The organism is Desulfomonile tiedjei DSM 6799 (assembly GCF_000266945.1).
GTDB lineage: Bacteria > Desulfobacterota > Desulfomonilia > Desulfomonilales > Desulfomonilaceae > Desulfomonile > Desulfomonile tiedjei.
Genome location: NC_018025.1, coordinates 1,407,087 through 1,427,741, shown reverse-complemented (window position 1 = coordinate 1,427,741; position 20,655 = coordinate 1,407,087). Strand labels below are relative to the sequence as shown.

General features: G+C 50.2%; 11 protein-coding genes. 8 read left to right on the top strand and 3 right to left on the bottom strand.

All coding sequences use genetic code 11. The annotated features are described in order from the left end of the window. The first annotated feature begins 15 nt into the window (after positions 1-15). From DESTI_RS05985 to DESTI_RS05955, 5 genes are all read left to right on the top strand, one after another. Entirely contained in the window at positions 16-1,329 is a 1,314-nt protein-coding gene (locus DESTI_RS05985) for an HAD-IB family phosphatase (RefSeq protein ID WP_014809063.1), read from the top strand. 1,082 nt (positions 1,330-2,411) lie between these two features. After that, complete coding sequence (locus tag DESTI_RS05975) at positions 2,412-4,226, top strand: carbon starvation CstA family protein (protein ID WP_014809062.1); 1,815 nt, start codon at positions 2,412-2,414, stop codon at positions 4,224-4,226. A 290-nt stretch (positions 4,227-4,516) separates the two neighbouring features. Beyond that, positions 4,517-6,193, top strand: a complete 1,677-nt coding sequence (locus DESTI_RS05965; RefSeq protein WP_014809061.1) for a sensor histidine kinase — start codon at positions 4,517-4,519, stop codon at positions 6,191-6,193. Then, positions 6,190-6,900 (top strand): two-component system response regulator BtsR, encoded by a 711-nt coding sequence (gene btsR / locus DESTI_RS05960; RefSeq protein ID WP_014809060.1) that lies wholly within the window; start codon positions 6,190-6,192, stop codon positions 6,898-6,900. Before DESTI_RS05965 ends, btsR begins: the two co-directional genes overlap by 4 nt. A gap of 574 nt (positions 6,901-7,474) precedes the next feature. Next, entirely contained in the window at positions 7,475-8,032 is a 558-nt protein-coding gene (locus DESTI_RS05955) for a plasmid pRiA4b ORF-3 family protein (protein ID WP_157212102.1), read from the top strand. A gap of 21 nt (positions 8,033-8,053) precedes the next feature. Here the strand turns inward: DESTI_RS05955 and DESTI_RS05950 are convergent, their stop codons facing one another. Then, positions 8,054-9,208: a Fic family protein gene (locus DESTI_RS05950; RefSeq protein WP_014809058.1), complete on the bottom strand. Its 1,155-nt coding sequence runs from the start codon at positions 9,206-9,208 to the stop codon at positions 8,054-8,056. A gap of 232 nt (positions 9,209-9,440) precedes the next feature. Then, positions 9,441-10,676, bottom strand: a complete 1,236-nt coding sequence (gene lpxB, locus DESTI_RS05945; RefSeq protein ID WP_014809057.1) for a lipid-A-disaccharide synthase — start codon at positions 10,674-10,676, stop codon at positions 9,441-9,443. 285 nt (positions 10,677-10,961) lie between these two features. Here lpxB and DESTI_RS05940 point away from each other — a divergent pair, with 285 nt between their 5' ends. Together DESTI_RS05940 and glgP are read left to right on the top strand one after the other, a co-directional pair. Then, on the top strand, positions 10,962-12,476 hold the full coding sequence (locus DESTI_RS05940; RefSeq protein ID WP_014809056.1) for a radical SAM protein: 1,515 nt from the start codon (positions 10,962-10,964) through the stop codon (positions 12,474-12,476). A 463-nt stretch (positions 12,477-12,939) separates the two neighbouring features. Continuing rightward, positions 12,940-15,489 (top strand): alpha-glucan family phosphorylase, encoded by a 2,550-nt coding sequence (glgP, locus tag DESTI_RS05935; protein ID WP_157212101.1) that lies wholly within the window; start codon positions 12,940-12,942, stop codon positions 15,487-15,489. 367 nt (positions 15,490-15,856) lie between these two features. Here glgP and dnaE read toward each other — a convergent pair whose 3' ends face one another. Next, positions 15,857-19,315 carry a DNA polymerase III subunit alpha gene (dnaE, locus tag DESTI_RS05930; protein WP_014809054.1) on the bottom strand — a complete coding sequence of 1,153 codons (3,459 nt, stop codon included), beginning with the start codon at positions 19,313-19,315 and terminating at the stop codon, positions 15,857-15,859. A gap of 544 nt (positions 19,316-19,859) precedes the next feature. On the opposite strand from dnaE, the gene DESTI_RS05925 reads away from it, so the two are divergent. After that, entirely contained in the window at positions 19,860-20,651 is a 792-nt protein-coding gene (locus DESTI_RS05925) for an enoyl-CoA hydratase/isomerase family protein (RefSeq protein WP_014809053.1), read from the top strand. The last annotated feature ends 4 nt before the right edge of the window (positions 20,652-20,655 follow it).

Below are 20,655 nucleotides of genomic sequence, written 5' to 3'. Positions count from 1 at the left end.
TTGTAGACCGAAAATATGCCGCACTCTTCATATCATGAAACCCTACCGCAGAAAATTCTGATTCTCTGCGATTTTGACGGCACCGTATCGGTGAAAGATACGGTGAACCGTCTCGTGAGATCGCATTGTATCTCCCCTGAGTGGCGATTTCATGTGAAGCGGTATTTGCGGGGTGACATAGGATCTCGGGAGGCGTATCTAGGGGTCGCGCCGCTCATGCGCATGTGTCGGCAGCAACTCGAAGAATTCGTGCTTGAGCATGCGGAGTTGGACCCTCATTTTCCCGATTTTCTCAGGTGGGCTCGTTCGCGAGGAATAGACGTAAAAATTGTTTCTGACGGATTCGAGGCGACTATTCGTACCCTGTTCAGGAATCACGGCATAGAAGGTTTGGAAATATTTGCAAACCGTCTAATCATCGGCGAAGACTCAAAAGTCAAGATCGAGCATCCTTACGCGAATCCCGATTGCGGAATCTGCGGCACCTGCAAATTGAAGATTCTCGAGTCGTTCAGATCCGATTATGACAAGATCATTCTCATCGGTGACGGTGAATCAGACCGTCATGCTGCTCAAAATGCAGACGTGGTGATTGCGCTAAAAGATCTGTGGCACTATTGCGCTATTAAAGGCATTCCTGCAATTCGTGCGGAAAGCTTTGCCGAAGTCCCGCTTCTGCTTACTCGAAGAATCGAAGCAGTCACGTTTGATATGGATGGAACCCTGGTGGATTCTATCGATTCGATTACGGATGCCTTCAATTACATGTTTGCACAATTGGGCTATCCACGTATGACAAGGGACCAGATAATTCGCGTGACGTCCATATCTCTCATGGATTTCGTGAGGAGCTTCCTCAAGCCGGAAGAATCCGAAATCGGCATAAAAATATTTCGCGAGTACTATGGCACCATATTTCTTCAAAGAACCACCGTCATCCCCGGTGTTCGGGAAATGTTGGACGTGCTGAACGGGACGGCGACTATTGGGATTATTACCAACAAGAAGGGAAGATATGCGCGCATATTGGCCGAGCATTTGGGACTCGCAACCCGGATGAAACGAATCATAGGCGCGGAGGACGGGTTTAAGGCAAAACCTTCTCCTGAAATGTTTGTAGAATTCATGGACTCAGTCTCCGGCGAGAGAGAGACCACGATTTATGTAGGGGACGCGCCCATCGATATCGAATCTGCTCGCAACGCGGGGATCGACGCGTTCGCGATTGCTGGTGATTTCTTCAGCCCCGAAGAATTGGCCGTTTTGAAGCCGAGACGAATTCTCAATAATATCTCAGAGTTGCCTAAATATTTATCCCCTGTGGTCTGATTACCTGAAATGTCCCTTTTGTTTTTTTTCTCAATCGAGAAGAAAATTTTTTGCATGCTATTGTCTTTTTCAGGAACACCCGATCACAAGCAAGTGTCTACATCAGCAATACCTACCTACTTAATATATTTGTGGAAAGGTCCGGTTGTTTCCTACCATGCACGCGGACCTTTCATTTTGTGTGCGTTCCAATCTCAATGATACACCCATCAACTGTAGTTATTTGGTGTCTCATTGACTCCTTCAACAGAAGCAAACATTGCAGGGATACACAGAGAAAAAGGGAACAGCACGTTCAATTTACGGTTCCTGTGTTTCTCAAAAGTCATAATACTGATTCGCTTTTCTTTTCATGATCTGCGAGTCTAGAGTATCCTTCGCTCCGGACGACGCAAAGCCGTCTATAGCTGTTATCGAAAGTCTTGACGGAATCCAATGCCTGCAATGGGAAGAATCAGTAGCGCCGGCGTCCCTGCCGGCGATAACTTATTGCTTTGTTTGGTGAATTGTTCGCCGGCACGGAGGCCGGCGCTACCAATTGCTGGGAACTGCTCTTCACAATCCGTGATTACTTTCGAGAATCGGTATAGAATGGACCGGCAGAGACGCCGGTCCCTACCGATATCCTGAAATTCACACGCGGGATAAACGACAGAATTTTTGGCGCTCACTATATTGATTCCTTGAACAGATGCGAATAGAGCGCTCCTCGCCATGGGAGTTGGTATAAAGTAATCCGACACCGATTTCTCACAATTGACGATTACTCATTATACTTATTATTATTTTGAGATAATAACCAACGATACACAGCGAATCCGAGCAACCTTTCTGCTTGCGCCCCGAAACCTCCAACCGCTTATCCCTCCAGTCAGCCGGTTGCCGCGTCATGTGGCCGGTTGCTCGTTGAATGCTTGCACCGGATTGGGAGTTGACTCACCCTGAATGCAAGCAACAGGAAATACTTTCTCGATCCTGATTGCCACGAAGGACAAGGAGCAATATGTTTTCGGATTGCTCTCTTGTCGGCATTATCGGTTGTGGCTCGGCACGCGCAGTGCCGCATCCAAAGGAGGGAAAACATGAATGCCTTAACGCTTGTTTTCGTAGCATTGTGCGTGTTTGCTCTTGCTTATCGGTACTATGGGTTGTTCATCGCTCGTAAGGTGCTCGTGATCGACCCGAAACGGGCGACGCCTGCCGTTGCCTTTGAAGATGGGCACGACTATCATGCAACGAACAAGTACGTGATCTTCGGCCACCACTTTGCTGCTATTGCGGCAGCGGGCCCACTATTGGGACCGGTACTTGCCGCACAGTTCGGGTTCCTTCCAGGAGCACTCTGGATAATCATCGGCGCGGTGGTTGCTGGAGCCGTGCACGACATGGTGGTGCTCTTTGCGTCGATGCGTTACGACGGTCAGAGCCTTTCCTACATCGCGGAGAAGCTCATAGGTAAGCGTGCCGGAACTGTCGCATCGTTCGCAATCCTGTTCATCCTCACGTTGACGCTGGCGGGACTATCCATTGCCGTGGTGAACGCCATGTTCTCCAGCCCATGGGGAGCCTGGACCGTGTTCTGCACGATTCCGATCGCCTTACTCATGGGCGTGTACATGCATGTGATTCGTCCCGGTGACGTGACCGGCGGTAGTATCATGGGAGCGATCCTCTTATTTCTCGCGGTCATCACCGGTCCGTATGTAGCTGAACATCCCACGCTGTCTTCGTGGTTAACGCTTTCCAAGAATCAGCTTGCGATCTTCATCCCTATATACGGTTTCGTGGCATCGGTATTGCCCGTGTGGCTTCTCCTGTGTCCCAGGGATTATCTCTCCACCTATTTGAAACTTGGCACCATCGCCATGCTGGCAGTTGGTATCTTCCTCGTCCGACCCGATTTGAATATGGTGGCAGTGACAAAGTACGTCCATGGCGGCGGCCCCATCGTTCCGGGCTCGGTGTTCCCCTTCCTGTTCATTACCATTGCCTGCGGAGCCCTTTCAGGATTCCATGCCATAATCGGAACGGGCACCACGCCCAAGATGGTTTCTTCTGAAAATGATATCCCCTTCGTCGGCTACGGAGCCATGCTGGCCGAAGGATTTGTGGCGATCATGGCGCTGGTCGCGGCATGCGTGCTTGTTCCCGCCGACTACTTTGCCATCAACGCTGCTCCGGCTGTCTATGCAAAACTTGGTATGACGCCGGTGCATTTGCCCGATCTGGGTGCGGCCGTTGGCGAGCAGCTTCAGGGACGACCCGGTGGAGCGGTTTCGCTTGCGGTTGGCATGGCATACATCTTTTCCTCTATTCCGTACATGCAGGGATTGATGGGATATTGGTATCACTTCGCAATCATGTTTGAGGCAGTGTTCATCCTTACTGCGGTGGACACGGGGACACGTGTAGGCAGGTACCTGCTCCAGGAGATGATTGGAAAAGTAATTCCTAAGTTCCAGGAAAAGAAATGGATTCCCGGGATCATCGCCACGAGTTTTCTGTTCACCTTTGCATGGGGATACCTCGTGTACACTGGGGACATTTCAACAATTTGGCCGCTATTCGGTATGAGCAACCAACTTCTCGCCACCTGCGGCTTGATCGTGGGCACCACCATGATTATTACCATGGGCCGCAAAAAGTATGCATGGATAACGGCTGCGCCGGGACTATTTATGGTACCGGTAACCATGACCGCAGGGTATCTCAACATTGTGGACAACTTCCTGCCCAAGGGTTTGTGGCTGCTCGTTACCTTGTCCGTTATTCTCATGGTGCTCATGGGGCTGGTGTTCATAGAGGCATTCAAGAAGTGGTACGATCTGCTGAGTATTGAAACTCCGTCAATAGGAGCTGAAGAGGCTGGTTTGGCGGAAGAAATCGGTCCCAAATAGTCTTGATACTTACACTGAAGGGGGGGAATTCCCGGGAGACTTTTAGTCAAGAGCCGTCTCCCGGGATCCTCTGCTTCCACCAAGAATGGCTTTTCTCATATCGAGAACGACACTTGCCAGAACAAGGGGCTCCTGATATCCTTGAAAGGCGAATATTTCAGGTGTGTTGAGAGTGGACAATTCATAAAAATATTCCTTTCCGAAAGAGCACGCGATTACGGGCATATCGTTAAGGGGCGACAGCACAATCGTAACGAGCCATCAGGTTTCGTGACCCCGGAGACAGGTTCATGATTCTCTTTTTCTCATTGCTGAAGACAATGTCCGTGTTCCTGGTAGTGGGGTACGTGTACTGCAAATCACCGTGGTTCAGGCCTCTAACAGGCGAACAGTTGACGCTCCGGGATAAGATTCATCTGTACTTCTTCTTTTCTTCGCTTTCCATCCTGGGATCGTACCTCGGGCATCCCATTCAGGATGCTCTAGCCAATACTCGAGCCATCGGTCCTGTTTTAGCCGGTTTGATAGGCGGTCCGGTGCTCGGCACTGCAGTGGGGTTTACCGGAGGACTGCACCGATTCACATTGGGCGGCTTCACGGCCTTGTCGTGCGGCTTGTCCACCACGGTCGAAGGGTGCATTGGGGGTCTGATTCATCTCTGGTTATTTCGGCGGCAACGGTCTGAAGGAATGTTCAGCCCCGCAATTGCGTTAGTCACCACAGCAGGGGCGGAAGTGGTGCAGATGATCATTATCCTTTTGGTGTCCCGCCCATTCGCCGATGCTCTGGCGCTTGTGAAAGTAATCGCTTTTCCGATGATCTTCACCAGCTCCCTGGGATGTGCGCTTTTCATGAGCATTATCCGCGACCAGAGAAATATGCACGACAAAACTGCTGCCATATTTTCAGCACACGCGCTCAAAATCGCCGAGCGTACGCTCAATATTCTTCGAAGCGGTTTTAACCGGAATACAGCCCGCGACCTGGCTCGAATTATCCAGGAAGAGACCAATGTCAGCGCAGTGGCAATTACGGATCGGGACAGTGTTCTTGCTTTTACCGGTATGGGAGCGGATCATCACCGGGTGGGAGACCCGATTTCGTCGGACTTGACCAAACGGGTCATTGCGGGGAATACCGTTATTTATGCCGATGGGATCAGAGATCAGTTTCGATGTTCGGTTTCGCCTACCTGTCCGCTCAATTCAGCGCTCGTTCTGCCACTTACTATAGACGATGAAGTAATCGGGACGATCAAGCTGTACGAGTCGGGGGATAAACGATTCCTTTTCATGAACCGTTCTTTGGGAGAAGGTATTGCTCGTCTGTTATCGAACCAGCTTCTGCTTTCGCGTTATGAAGAGCAGAAAAATCTGTTGATGATGGCTGAACTCAAGCTCCTCCATGCACAGGTCAATCCGCATTTTCTGTTCAATGCCATTAATACCATAGTCGCGATCGTTCGCACCGATGCGGACCGTGCAAGGGAATTGCTTATTCAGCTTGCGAATTTCTTCAGACAGAATCTCAAGCGCAACACCGGGCTCTCGACTCTCGAAGAAGAGCTGGCTCATGTCAATTCCTACCTGGAAATAGAAAAAGCCCGGTTCGAAGGTCGGTTCCGAGTGGAGACTGATGTGGATCCGACGCTGCTTGCTCTAAAAATACCGACATTCACGCTGCAACCTCTCATAGAAAACGCCATCAAACACGGCATCTCACACATGTTGGAACCTGGAGTCGCACGCATTCGGGCTCAACATGACAATAACGTGGCTCTCATAGAGATCGAGGACAACGCCGGAATGTTCTGCGAAAACGGGAATCACGACGGTCTAGGGATAAGAATCGTGGACCGGCGGTTGAAGTCCTTTATGGGACCGCACTGCGGAGCTATTGTGAGCTGCACTCCCCACGAGTTCACCCGCGTGTCGATACGTATTCCGCTCCAGGATAATCAGGTATGATCCGAGCCATTGTCGTGGATGATGAACTCCATGCGCGAGAGGAACTCAATGCCTTGCTCACCCAGACGCACGCATTCGAAGTGGTCGGCATGTGCGCTCACGCGGTGGAAGCGCTCCAGGCAATCAAGCGAGACCGTCCTGATGTTATGTTCCTGGATATTCGAATGCCCGGCCTATCAGGATTCGAGATGCTGAGCATGATCGATGAAGAGATCATGCCCATCGTGGTATTCGTTACTGCTTACGATGAATATGCGCTTAAGGCTTTCGATGAAAATGCAGTGGATTACCTGCTCAAACCGGTGGAAGCCGAGCGCCTGCAAAAGACGGTTCAGAAGCTGCGCAAAATGGTGCGGGAACCCGCGCGGCCGCCCTACCCTGTTGTACCTATCACCAGAATCCCCTGTGTGCTGTCACAGCGTATCAAGCTCATCGCACTGCAGGATGTGGAGTGCATACGTTCCGATATTGCCGGAGTCTACGTGATCACCGGTGCAGGTGAATTCTTCACGGAACTCACCTTAAAAATCCTGGAGGAGCGTACCGGCATGATCCGCTGCCACAAACAATTTCTCGTGAATATGGATCGTGCGGACGAAATTTTGCTACAGGAAAACCAGTCAGCGCAAATCCGCATGCAATCGGGGCGAATGGTTCCGGTGAGTCGACGCTTCTTCAAGAAACTGAAAGATACATTCGGATTCTGAGCGGTTTCCCACGGTTTTCAGTCAGCAGAGTAATGTTGCGCATGGGCGCTAACTCATACCATTTGGCGCTTATGAACCCATTTGGCCGGCACGGAGGCCGACCGCTACCGGCTCATGGCAGGGGTCCGGCGTTCCCCTGGATCTATCGACTTCATTAGTATTGCCTGTTGGTCTGATGACAGGCTGCCAAATGACCGCCGGTGATCGTCAAATCAACATGAGTATTCTGGACTTGGAGAGGATGTGGTGAACGAAGTGAACCGTATCTTTCGTGGTGTCATAATAGCAAATGTCAGAATTCTTGTCTGATTGCGAAAAGCGCTTTATCGAAAACCGGTAGGTGCCGTGCCTCCGTGCCGGCACATTTTTCAAACAAATCACCAGTTCGGCTGGCAGAGACGCCGGGCCCCCCGTTCTTATAAGGGTAGGGTGTTCAAAAGGTGATAAATTATGTCAACTGCTCTAAAATCTAGAGCTACTTCTTGACCATTGTTTTCGGTATAGATATAGAAAACCGAACCTCTCTCTGATGCAGTTGAACGGCAAAACCTCAACCATGGAGTGAGAAATGCCCATGAAAAAGAAATCCGTCGAAAAACGCATTTATCAGCTCAAGATTACGCTTCGAGGCATCAGACCCCCTATATGGAGACGGATTCAGGTCCGTAGCGACACAAGTCTCTATCTACTCCATCACATCCTTCAAACGGTTATGGGATGGGATAGAGCACATCTCCATGAATTTTTCGTCTTTGGAGATTCCTATGGGGATTCGAAATTCATGGAAGGAGAAGTGCTAGAGGAAAAAAACGTGACTTTGGGTCAGTTGATTACCGGCGAAAAAGAAAGATTCCGCTACCTGTACGATTTTGGCGACTCTTGGGAGCACGAAATTGTTGTGGAGAAAATTCTGCCGATGGAAAGCGAAATCCGGTATCCCGTCTGCATTAAGGGTAAACGTGCTTGCCCCCCGGAGGATTGCGGCGGTGCACCGGGATACGAGAACCTTTTGGAAGTTCTCAAAGATCCATCCGACCCTGAATATGAGGATGTGCTGGATTGGGTGTCGAGCGATTTTGATCCGGAGGAGTTTAACCTGGAACTAATAAATAAGATACTCGCAAGGACTTGAGATGAAAGCCTTCACCAAAAATTATAAAGGCTGAGTCCCCTCGCCAAGAATGTCGAGATAGTCCTTGTATACGTATATTCTTTCCCTGGCTTTACCTGTAATTTCTTTCACGACTCCGATTTCTCCCAGCCTCTTCAGGGCTGATGTGACGGTCGGTTGAGAGATTCCGATCTCCGCCGCGGCTCTGGGAATCTCCAACACAGGGTTTCTCTGAAGATAGGTGTGGATTCGCGCGACGTTTCCGGCTGCCTGTCCCATCTTCTCAATACGTATCCGGTCATTAACAAACAGATGTGTAATCCGCTGCGCGGTTCTTACTGCTTGCTCCGAGGTTTCTATCACTCCTTCCAGAAAGAAGGTTACCCAGGCTTCCCAATCCCCCTCGACGCGAACCCTCTGCAACAAATGGTAGTAGGTGTCTCGATTCTCTTTGAAATAGAGGCTCACGTAAAGAAGAGGTTCGGACAAAGCGCCCTCGACACAGAGGAGAAACGTTATCAAAAGTCTCCCCAGACGTCCGTTACCATCGAGAAAAGGATGAATCGTTTCAAATTGGACGTGGGTCAGTGCTGCCTTAAGAAGCAGAGGGGTCCGAACAGGCTGATCGTGAAGAAATTTCTCCAGGTCTCCCATACAACGCATCACTTCTTCCGGCGGAGGCGGAACAAACAATGCATTACTCGGACGAGTGCCCCCGATCCAATTTTGTGATCTTCTGAATTCACCGGGTGTTCGGGTGCTACCTCGTCCTTTAGAGAGGAGTATCTCATGAATTTCACGTATTAATCTCAACGAAAGAGGAAATCCGCCTCTCAGTCGTTCCAACCCGTGATTGAGAGCCGCTACGTACTGCGATACTTCTTGCACGTCATGTATAGGAACTCCGGGTGCTTTATCATATTCGTGCAGGAGGAGGTCGGATAATGAAGATTGAGTCCCTTCGATTTGAGAGGACAAGACTGCTTCTTTTCGGATATAGAAATAAAGAAAAAGGGAAGAATCCGGGAGAAGAAGCGTGAGAGCATCCAAACGTCCCACTGCTCGGTTGGCTTTCTCCAAGAGATCCAGATCAATCTCTACTGGCGGCTCCGGCGGGAGAGCAAACGGGATAAATGCTTCGAAATCTTCAGAGGCTGTGGTTTGACGAACGAGTTTTCCTTGCGGGCCACGATTCATGGCTCAATTCCGTTATTAAAGAGGTCTTTAATAAAGTCTCGTGCTATTAAAACATGGCCCCTCATTTTTTAATAGCAAAATCGACTGCCTCTGAATCTTATCTGCAAGCCATATTCAGTCGACAACCGTGTGCTCTGGAGAGCATCGCGTAGTATCCCAAAAATGAAACTCTCTCTCAGTTCATCAGTGTTCAACCTGTATCCGTGACACAGGCCTGATTCCATAAATTGGTTCACAGAAACTCGGAGACGATTTCTGCTGCGGTCGGTCCTGTCCGGGTCGGTTCGAGAGATCGTCTCAAATCCGAGAAACCGCGGGCCATTGCTGCGCAAAGGGACGGTTCGGTTCTGAATCGCCTGAGCCATGCGGCCATATTTGGCGCAGTAGCATGATCCTGGAGCAATTCAGGTACGAAGAGCGGTCTTCGGCATTCCTGACAGGGCACGTGAAATCCTGCATCGAGCATGAACTTGATCGGCCCTTTTCCTTCCTTTTCCTGCTGAATTGCCAGAACATTGGCAATGGCTACATGCAGATCCTTATCCATGAGTAAGGGTTTGAGAATCCTTGTGGCAAACCACCAGCTCAGGGAATCCAACTCGTACGCGACGATATGCGGCATTCCGGCCAGTGCTGCCTGAAGCGTCGCTGTTCCTGAAGTCACGAGACCGCAGTCGGCAGCAGCCATGAGCGTTGAAGCTTCGGTTCGGTGCACGTGAATCTGGGAGGAATACTTCGTCAGGATTCGATCTACCAACTCCGAAAGATGAGGACCGGCCAGAGGAAGCACGAAGGCGGTATCATGGAACTCCCTGGTAAATGAATCGGCTGCCTCACACATCTTGGGAAGCATACGGATAATCTCTGCCGGACGGCTTCCCGGGACCAGTGCAACCGTGTACTTATCAGGATCGAGGTTCAACCCGGAACGGACGACAGCTCTGCCCAGATTTTCGGGAATATCGTTCACCATGGTATGCCCGACAAAGTAGGCCTGTAAACCTGCCCTGCGGTAGAGCTTCTCTTCAAAAGGAAACAGCGTCATCATGCGGTTCACGCGGTTCGCCAGTTTGCGTGTCCTGCCTTTACGCCATGCCCACACCTGGGGGCTGATGTAATAACACACAGGAATCCCTGCTCTTTTTGCAAACAGACAGAGCCGGATATTCACATCGGGATAGTCTACCGGGATAAAAAGCTGGTGCCCGCCGTCACGCAACTGATCCTTCATGGATTGATACGCGCGGTAGATACTTCGTATTTTTGCAAAGCCTTCACTCAGGCCGATGGTATTCACATCCTTGTAGTGAAACAGCAGCTCCATTCCTTCTGCTGCGAGCTTGTCTCCACCTATACCCACAAATCGTGTTTCAGGCCTGAGCTTTCGTACTTCCCTCACGAGAGCGGCCGCGTGGTAATCACCGGATGCTTCTCCAGCAAGTAGAAGTATGGACGGTCCTCGATGCATACAGCACCTCTTGCCCGGTTGGATTGAATATCCGTGCATACCACATTTTCATGAGCATTCCGAGAGCGCTCCATTGGCAAAAGAATGTGGTTCCTGCACGGGCATTTTGGTTGATTTCTTTTCCAACCTTTCAGTATCTCACAAATCTTTTTAGCTTGACAAGAAAAAAGCATGTGATAAGCATTGCGCCTTAATAAGCGATCTTTTCCACATCAATGTACGGCTTCCAAAGAAATACTCATTCCGATTTCTTGGAGCCATTCTTTTATATGTCAGGGAGCGATTATGAAAATCGGTTTGTGCGAAAAATGCGGTAATCCTGCTGATGCATGCTACGAAATCAGAAACAACAAAGTGTACCTGGTCAAATTCTGCCGAGAATGCGGCCGCTCTTCCACGCTCGTTACCAAGAATGCGCGGAAATGGCGCTGGAAAAGAGAAGTGGTCGGGTACAAGGAACCGGCTCATCCAGCGTGTTCCCTGAACTGCAAAGAATGCGATCATCAGGCGCACACTCCTCCGACTACCGTTTCCGTGGACGTTACAAACCTGTGCAATCAGCATTGCCCGATTTGCCTTGCGTACGTCGATGCCATGGGGTACGCGTATCATCCGCCGGTTGAATACTTTGATAAAGTTTTTAAGCACTTCCGGGATAACGATCCTCGGCCGAATATCTGCTTTTTCGGTGGGGAACCCACTGTTCACGAAGATTTCCTCACCATAGTCAAGCTGGCGAAATCGTACGGCTTTCAGGTACAGCTATTTACGAATGGCATTAAGCTTGCCGATAAGGCTTATTGCAAGGAATTATGTTCCCTGGGAATCCAGGTGAACTTCGGATTCGACGGCACTCGTCCGACAATCTACAAGACTCTTCGCGGGGACAATTCTCTGGCAGCCAAGAAGAAGGGCTTGGAGAACGTCATCGAGTGCGGAGTGAACAAACTGGTGATTACCACCACGTTAGCGGTAGGCGTCAACGACGGAAACATGCGTGACATGCTGGAGTTCATCCACCAGCACCGCGAGCACGTTTCGGTTTGGGCTTTTGTTCCGCTCACTCCCTGCTGGGAAGGGGATAACGTGAACCTGGAACCTACGACAACCGAATGCGTGGAACAGGTTTTTGAGGAAATGATCCATGGAGTGGAGTTTGTCTCCACGGGAATGATGAAGTTCGAGGTTCTCTCCCGGTTTTTCGGGAAACAGACTCTCGGCGGTTCGCATCCCAATTGCGAGAGTGCCACTGTGCTGGTTTCAGACGGCGAGAAATATTCTCCTCTTTCCGATTACCTGAAAGTATCTCTTTCGGAACTGCTCGTTGCGTTGCGCAAGATCGATTCGAAGTTGGCGGCCAAACCTGCACGTAAGAAAACGAACGGCTTGAGAAAGACGTTCGTCGACATTGCATCATTTTGGGCGCTGACGAAAACACTGGGAAAAAACCTCAACATAAGACGTATATTCGGTGGCTCGGCGTTTACAAACATAATTGGAGCACTCACAGACCTGGCTCGAGGCCGAAAGATCGACGAGATACTCAAAAACCGAACAAGCTTCAAGCATGTACTGACCCTTCTCACCATCCCATACGAGGACAAGGGAGGTCTCGAGGATGCTCGCCTCAAAGATTGTCCTGCCGTGTTCGCATACGAAGATGTGGATTCGGGCCGCATCAGAACAACAGCATTCTGCTCCTGGCAGACTGTGAAGGATGACGTGTGCAGAAAGATTCAGGCCAAGTACGCCGATAGTGTTCCCGAAAAGCGAAAGTCGGCAAGCGAAAAAGCGGGCTGATATCGCCGCGCGTCACTTCTCCAGGAAATGAGCGTCCCTGCCGGTCCATTCTATCGATATCATTGATCATATGGAAGATTGTGCCGGCACGGAGGCCGGCACCCACCGATGTTCTTATACCTTATCGTAATTATGCATATGAGATGGCGAAGGCTGAGGTGTCCTGAGCGGAGTGATTAGACGGCCTTGCGTCGTCCGGAGCGAAGGATACCTCAAGCCTGCCAGATTATAAAAACAAAAGCGAATCGGTATTACATTCAGTCAGACGTTAATTTTGGGAGTTGCGATAACTAACATTCACCCGTAATGATGAGAGTTTTTTGGGAGCAGCCCAGGCAACCCCTGGTGCCAAAACAGATTCCTCGGAACGTCTTTTCCTGCTCACATTCGTCAAACTTGACGTCCGCTTGTTACACTGTTAGAAATTCTTGCGATCCTCACTACGTTCGGCATGGGGCGTCACATGAGACATATCATCGTCAAACCTGATCTGCCTGACGAATTGCAGGCTTTGATGAATATCGGGAGAAATCTTTGGTTCACCTGGAATCCTGCAGCAAACCGCTTGTTCCAGGAACTGGACCCGGAACTCTGGGAACGATGCAAGCACAATCCTATACTGCTGTTGGCCAATCTCTCACCCGAGCGCAAGGCGGAAATAACGCAGGACGCACTGCTTATGGAACGGGTACTCCAGACGGAGCAGGCGTTCGAAGATTACATAAGCAACGTAGGAATTTACTCATTTAACATCGACAAACCCATTGATTTCCGCATTGCATACTTCAGTATGGAATATGGCCTGAGCGAATGCATTCCCATATATTCGGGCGGCCTCGGTGTGCTTTCCGGGGATCACTTGAAGAGCACTTCGAACTTGCGCTTACCGCTCATGGGTATGGGGTTGCTCTATCAGAAAGGGTATTTTCAACAATACCTCAATGTAGACGGTTGGCAGCAGGAGCTGTATCCCGATAACGATTTCTACAATATGCCGGTTTCACCGGTGCTTGACGAGACAGGAAATCAGGCGAGCTTCGAATTGGACCTGGATTCCAGGCAAGTTCGGGTGCTCATATGGAAGATGCAGGTAGGACGCATTCCTCTGTATCTGTTGGATACGAATCATCCTGCCAATTCCGCTGCCAGCCGGAGGATCACAGCGGAATTGTACGGTGGTGACATTGAAATGCGTATCCAGCAGGAAATTGTCCTCGGAATAGGCGGCGCCAGAGCTTTCCATATGCTCGGTTTATGGCCGTTCGTGTACCATTTGAATGAAGGGCACGCAGCATTCGCTGCATTAGAACGCATTCGCCAGTCCATGACCACGTACAAGATACCCTTTGATGTTGCACTGGAAGCCGTTGCGGGATCGACCGTTTTTACAACGCACACGCCCGTTCCGGCAGGTATCGATCTCTTTCCTCCAGAGCTTGTGGAGCGATATTTCAGGAGGTACATGGAATCTCTCGGAATGTCCGTAAAGGATCTCCTGGAATTGGGACAGCAGAATCCCGAGGATAAGCATTCACCTCTCTCTATGGCTGTATTGGCTTTGCGCATGTCCCGCGGCGTGAACGCAGTCAGCAGGTTGCATAGCCGCGTCTCGAGGAAAATGTGGCGAGGCCTGTGGAAAGAGGTTGACGAACAAGACGTTCCCATAGGGTACGTAACGAATGGCGTGCATATTCCGTCATATCTTTCCAAAGAAATGGCAGATCTCTTTGAGAGGTATCTCGGAGAAGGCTGGATAGAAGAACCGGATAATGAGAAGATCTGGTCCGGAGTCTACGGAATTCCGCATGAAGAGCTGTGGAACATCCATGAGACGCGAAGGGACCGGCTGGTCGCTTTCTGCAGAAGAAAGGTTTACCGACAGATGCTGAACCTGGGCGGCACTTCTTTGGCAGTGCGGCGAGCCCGGGAAGTTCTCAGTCCGGAGGCTCTTACCATCGGTTTCGCTCGACGATTCGCCCCGTATAAGCGAGCCGGTCTGTTGTTTTCAGATCCTGATAGACTCCTCAAGATAATATCGGACAAGCGCAGGCCGGTGCAGTTCATTTTTGCAGGAAAAGCCCATCCCCAGGACCTGTTGGGCAAGGAAATAATCAAGAAAGTGGTGCATCAATCGAGATTGGAAGGTTTCAGGAAGAAACTCGTTTTCCTCGAAGACTACGACATCAATATAGCCCGCTATCTTGTACAGGGGGTTGATGTCTGGCTCAATACGCCCATACGTCCCATGGAAGCATGCGGTACATCAGGTATGAAAGCTGCGGCAAACGGTGCTTTGAATATGAGTATTCTCGACGGCTGGTGGCCTGAGGCATATGACGGCACAAACGGTTGGGCAATTGGCGCGGGAAAAGAATATGAAGATGCCGAATATCGCGATGACGTGGAGGCAAACGAAATTTACGAGCTGCTGGAACGCGAAGTAGTCCCGCTCTTTTTCGATCGCGGTCCTGACGGACATCCGCACGGTTGGATCGAAATGATGAAGAACAGCATGGCTACAGTGTGCGGCAAGTTCAATTCCCATCGTATGGTGGAAGAATACCTGCGCGATTATTATGTTCCCGCTGGTTGGGCCCATCAAATACTCGGGGAAAACAGGATGGCGCGGGCGCGCGAATTGCGCGATTGGAAACAGAGGATTCGGGGCTTATGGCAAAGCATCCAGGTGCTGGACATCAATCTTCCAAGCGGCGACAGAGTGGCTCTTGGAGACGACCTGGAAGTGTCCGCGACCATTCGGCTGGGAGACGTCGGAACACAAGAGGTTGTGGTGGACCTTTGCCATGGACAAGTAGAAGACGGTTCGGATCTCATGCTCAATCGCAACATTACCACCATGATGAGCTCTGAAAAAGCATCGGACGGAACATGGGTGTTCAAAGGTACGGTCCCTTGTCGTGAAACCGGAATTTACGGGTACACCGTGAGAATCCTTCCCTTCCATCCGTACCTGTTTAATCCGCTTTCCATGAACCTGGTTGTCTGGAGTTGATCTGTTGCGAATGCTTTTTCAAAGCGACTGACTTCACAAATGGCATTTGGAATCGTTTACTCAGTTATTTCGGGCACCAACGAGGGACACAGACGTTAACTTATCAGAATGTTCCCCCCCTTTTATAAAGGGGGGCCAGGGGGGATTCTGAACTAAACCCCTGAAATCCCCCTGAATCCCCCTTTACAAAAGGGGGACATTGACGGCCTTCTTGACACCAGAAGGTGTCCATTTAAGCAACTTCGACCCTAAAGTTAGCGCATATGCCCACGAGGAGTGTCCCTACCAATCTGTTTCGGGCTCGATTCAGGGACAGGGACGTCACGACCATTTCCGGAAATCCATCTCAGCCCTGTGCGTATGAACCTTACTCCAAAGTAACCGCCGGATAGCCCAGGACATCTTTGATTTCCGTTATGAATTCTTCCGATGGATCGCATTCCACGGCTGGGAGTGAAATAAGTATTTCAGATCTGTTGGGTATGGATACGGAGACTTTTACGGGAACCCGTCCTCTGTGCTTCGAGAAAATCTTCTTTAATTGGGGAACGTGACGCGGATCGGCTCCTAATGCAGTTATCCGTATCCGTATACCTTTGCTCATGCGACGAGGAGCCTCATCCAGGGGGTAGATTTCGTGAGCCAGCATTTTGGGTGATTCCTTGTCGCCTTCTCTTACACCCGACACCATGAGCGGCTCGCTCGATTGCAGCAAATCTCTGGTTAGCTTGTACAAATCCGCAAAGACGGTTACCTCGGTAATACCCGTGAGATCTTCCAGAGATACGAACGCCATGCGGTCGCCTTTTTTCGTCTGGATTTCTTTGATCTTTTTAACCATGCCAGCCATTCGGACGAGAGATTGCGGTTCAGTGGCAGCGAGCGTCTGGGACGAGGCGTTACAGTACTTTTCGATAATATCCATGAAATTCATTAATGGATGGCCTGTGACATAAAACCCCATCAACTCTTTTTCCAACTGGAGTTTATACAAATCGTCCCATTCTTCCATATCTTGCACGGACGAACTCGCGGCAGGTGCAGCAACCTCGCATTCACCCGCAAATAGATTGAATTGTCCGTTGGTCTTCTCTTTCTGAAAACTGGAGGCTTCCTCGATCACAGTATCAAGTTGTTCGGCCATGGACCTTCGTGAATGCCCCAGACCGTCCATTGCGCCGCATTTGATCAGGCTCTCGATCACCTTCTTGTTTGTGCGTCGGAGATCCACTCTGCGGCAGAAGTCGTACAACGAGCAGAAGGGCCCGTCTTCGGACCGAGATTCCAGAATGGACACCACCGCCGATTCCCCTACATTCTTTACCGCACTGAGCCCAAATCGTATTTTTCCGCCTGACACGCTAAACGTCTGAAGCGATTCGTTCACATGAGGAGGCAATACTTCAATCCCCATGTTTGCACACTCGGAGATGTACATCGTGATCTTGTCGGTATTGCCGGTCTCGCAACTCAGTTGAGCAGCCATGAATTCAGCCGGAAAATGGGCCTTCAGGTAAGCCGTCTGATAGGTGACCATCGCATATGCAGCGGAATGCGATTTATTGAATCCATAGCCTGCGAACTTCTCCATAAGCTCGAATATGAATGCCGCACGTTCCGGATCGATTTTGTTTTTCGCGGCGCCCTTCTCAAATCGGATCTTCTGCTCGGCCATTTCCTCGGGTTTCTTTTTTCCCATGGCACGTCTGAGCAGGTCGGCCTCACCGAGGGAATAATCAGCCAGAACTTTCGATATGTTCATGACCTGTTCCTGGTACACGATAACGCCGTACGTCTCTTTGAGAATCGGTTCCAGCTCGGGCAGCGGGTATTCAATGGAGGTTCGACCGTGCTTACGATTGATGAAGTCGTCCACCATTCCCGATTCCAGCGGTCCCGGTCTGTAGAGCGCGAGAATGGCGATGAGATCCTCGAACACCGATGGTTTGAATTTTGTCAGCACGTCCCGCATTCCGGACGATTCAAGCTGGAAAATTCCCAGGGTATCGCCCTTTGCGAGCATGCTAAACGTCTCCGGGTCGTCAAGCTGAATGGCTGTAAGATCGAGAATCGTTTCCCGGCCGGATTCAATGAGTTTCAGTGCCTGATCGATTACGGTAAGCGTTTTGAGCCCGAGAAAATCAAATTTCACCAATCCTATCTTTTCCACCCACGTCATGTCGAACTGAGTGATCGTCTCACCGTTGTTTCCAATGTACAGCGGCAGGTGCTCCACCAGCGGCTTGTCCGAGATCACGATCCCTGCGGCATGTGTTGACGCATGGCGAGTCAATCCTTCCAGGGATCGGGCCGTGTTGATGAGATCTGCCACTTCAGGACGCTTCATCATTTCTTTGAGACGAGGCTCTTCTTTCAAAGCCTTGTCCAGTGTCATCTTCAGGGCTTCAGGTATCAATTTGGAAATCTGATCCGCCACAGCGTACGGAAATCCTAGAACCCTGGCCACATCTCTCACCACGGCTTTCGCCTGCATTCTCCCGAAAGTGATGATCTGAGCAACATTGTCCTTGCCGTATCGTGTGGAAACATACTCGATGACACGGTCGCGACCTTCCATGCAGAAATCCACGTCGATATCAGGCATGCTCTTGCGTTCCGGATTGAGAAAGCGCTCGAACAGGAGATTGTAGCGAATGGGGTCAATATCGGTAATGCCGAGACAGTACGCGGCAAGAGATCCCGCAGCCGAGCCGCGACCGGGTCCTACGGGAATTCTGTTCTTCTTTGCGAAACCGATAAAATCTGCCACGATGAGAAAATAGCCTGAGAAACCCATATCCTGGATCATGCGGATTTCATACTCGATCTGGTCGTGATACCGTTTGTAAAGCGCATCATCCATTGCACCCTGTTCGATCAAACGAGCCGTTTTTTCTTTGAATCCCGCCTGGGCTTGTTCCGCGAAGAGGTCTCTGAGTGATTTACCTTCTCCCGGGTCGAATCGCGGCATGTGTATTTTGCCGAATTCCAGGACAAGGTTGCATTTATCTGCAATGACTCGAGTATTCTTGATTGCCTCAGGAATATGGCGAAAATGGTGATACATCTGTTCCGGAGATTTGAAGAAGAACTGGTCCGAACTAAAGCTCATTCGGTCCGTATCTTCCATCTTCTTGCCGGTCTGAATGCAGAGAAGAATCTCGTGTGCTCTGTGATCCTCTCTATGGAGATAATGGCAGTCATTGGTTGCAACGAGGTCAACGTCCAATTTTGCAGCAAGTTCTATGAGCCCCTTGTTGACTTTGCGTTGCTCATCCATCCCGTTTTCCTGAAGTTCCAGATAGTAGCGTTCCTTTCCGAAGAGTTCACGGAACCACTCCGCTGATTTCAGGGCGTCGTTTTCGTCTCCCGCAAGCAACAGGGACGGCACTTCACCGGACAAACAGGAACTCAGGCAGATAAGCCCTTCGCTATGCTGTTGCAGCAATTCTTTGTCAATTCTGGGCTTGTAATAGAAGCCTTCCTGATAGGCTTTCGTCACGAGCTTGCAGAGATTCCTGTACCCCTTCTCGTTTTCGCAAAGCAGAATCAGATGATAGTAGGCTACCTGCCCCGCTTTCGCGTTGTGATCGAAGCGGGACTCCGGAGCAATGTACAGCTCGCAACCAATGATCGGCTTGATACCATTGGATTTCACCTGAGAGTAAAACTCCATTGCACCGAAGAGGTTTCCATGATCCGTCACCGCAAGCGCGGGCATTTTGTATTCCTTTGCCGCCGCTATCAGATCCGGAATGCGAATTGCCCCGTCCAGCAAAGAGTATTGGGTGTGAAGGTGCAGATGGACGAAATCCGAGGTGGGCATCAGAACTCCTTAATTATTGTTATTATTTATCTTTTTCTTTAGGTTCTCAAACATATCATTGTTAAACATGAGGCGCAAGAGATGGCATGTGGATTCGGGATCTACACCCGGTGCAAGGAAATTTTCCTATGGTTTCTTCGTGGGAACTCACACTAATTCGCTTTTCTTTTCGTAATCTGGGTGGCTGGAGCTATCTTTCGCTCCGGACGACGCAAAGCCGTCTATTACCAATGTGCTTTCACAAAGGGAATATTGAGAAACCTGTTATTTGCCGGTCCCGGCAAATCTCCTTCGCTACGAACGCCACGTCTTGGCGTGGCTGACTTCGCTTCGGAGACATGCCGGGACCGGATTGTCAGATGTTTACTTCTTTGAACGCACATTCGTATAATCACTCCGCTCAGGACACTCCAGCCTTCGCTATCTTATGTGCATACTGCGAAATGGTATCAGGAGAATTTTTCGTTCCAGCCTATTCACGAATCGGAATCTGTCAGGATTTGTTGTAGAATGTGCCAAATCGGTTCATTGATACGGAGGTATCATGTTCGATACTGTCAGAGCAACAATTTGCGGCGATATAGCCACCGTGGTGTTCAACAGACCCAAGGCGTTCAACGCGTTCGATCTGGACACCATAACAATTATGATGGATCACCTTATCAATCTCGCTGCGGACGATACAGTCCGCGGAATCGTTATATCCGGAGAAGGAAACTCTTTCAGTTGCGGCGGCGATCTCAAATGGGTGGCAAGTTGGCCTCAGGATTATGCCTCAGCTTTTCATAATCTTGCAGCCAGGTACCACCAGTGCATACTCGAGATTCGGCGCATGTCAAAACCGGTAATCGCCGCAATTAACGGGATAGCGGCAGGCGGCGGTTTTTCATTAGCATTAGCGTGCGATTTCAGAATCATGGCCAGATCGGCCGTACTGAAACAGTCATATACGAGTAACGGTCTCTCCATAGACGGTGGAGGGACATTTGTGTTGCCCAGACTCGTCGGTTTGGCCAGGGCTCTCGAAATTGCAGCGATGGATGAACCTATTTCTGCGGAACAGGCACTGAACTGGGGCCTTGTCACCCGCGTGGTTGACGACGGTAAAGCACTGGAAGAAGCAATCACGTTTGCAGAAGAGCTCAGCCGAAAACCATTGCACTCATTTGCATGGTCAAAAAAGCTGCTGACGGATTCATTCCGTAACTCTCTTGAGGAGCACCTTGAACAGGAGCGAACCGGACTTCGATCCTGCGCAGCTCATCCCGACGGCAAAGAAGGGATATCTGCATTCATCGAGAAGAGAAAACCGATGTTCAATCGAGAAGCCCAGTAGTTAT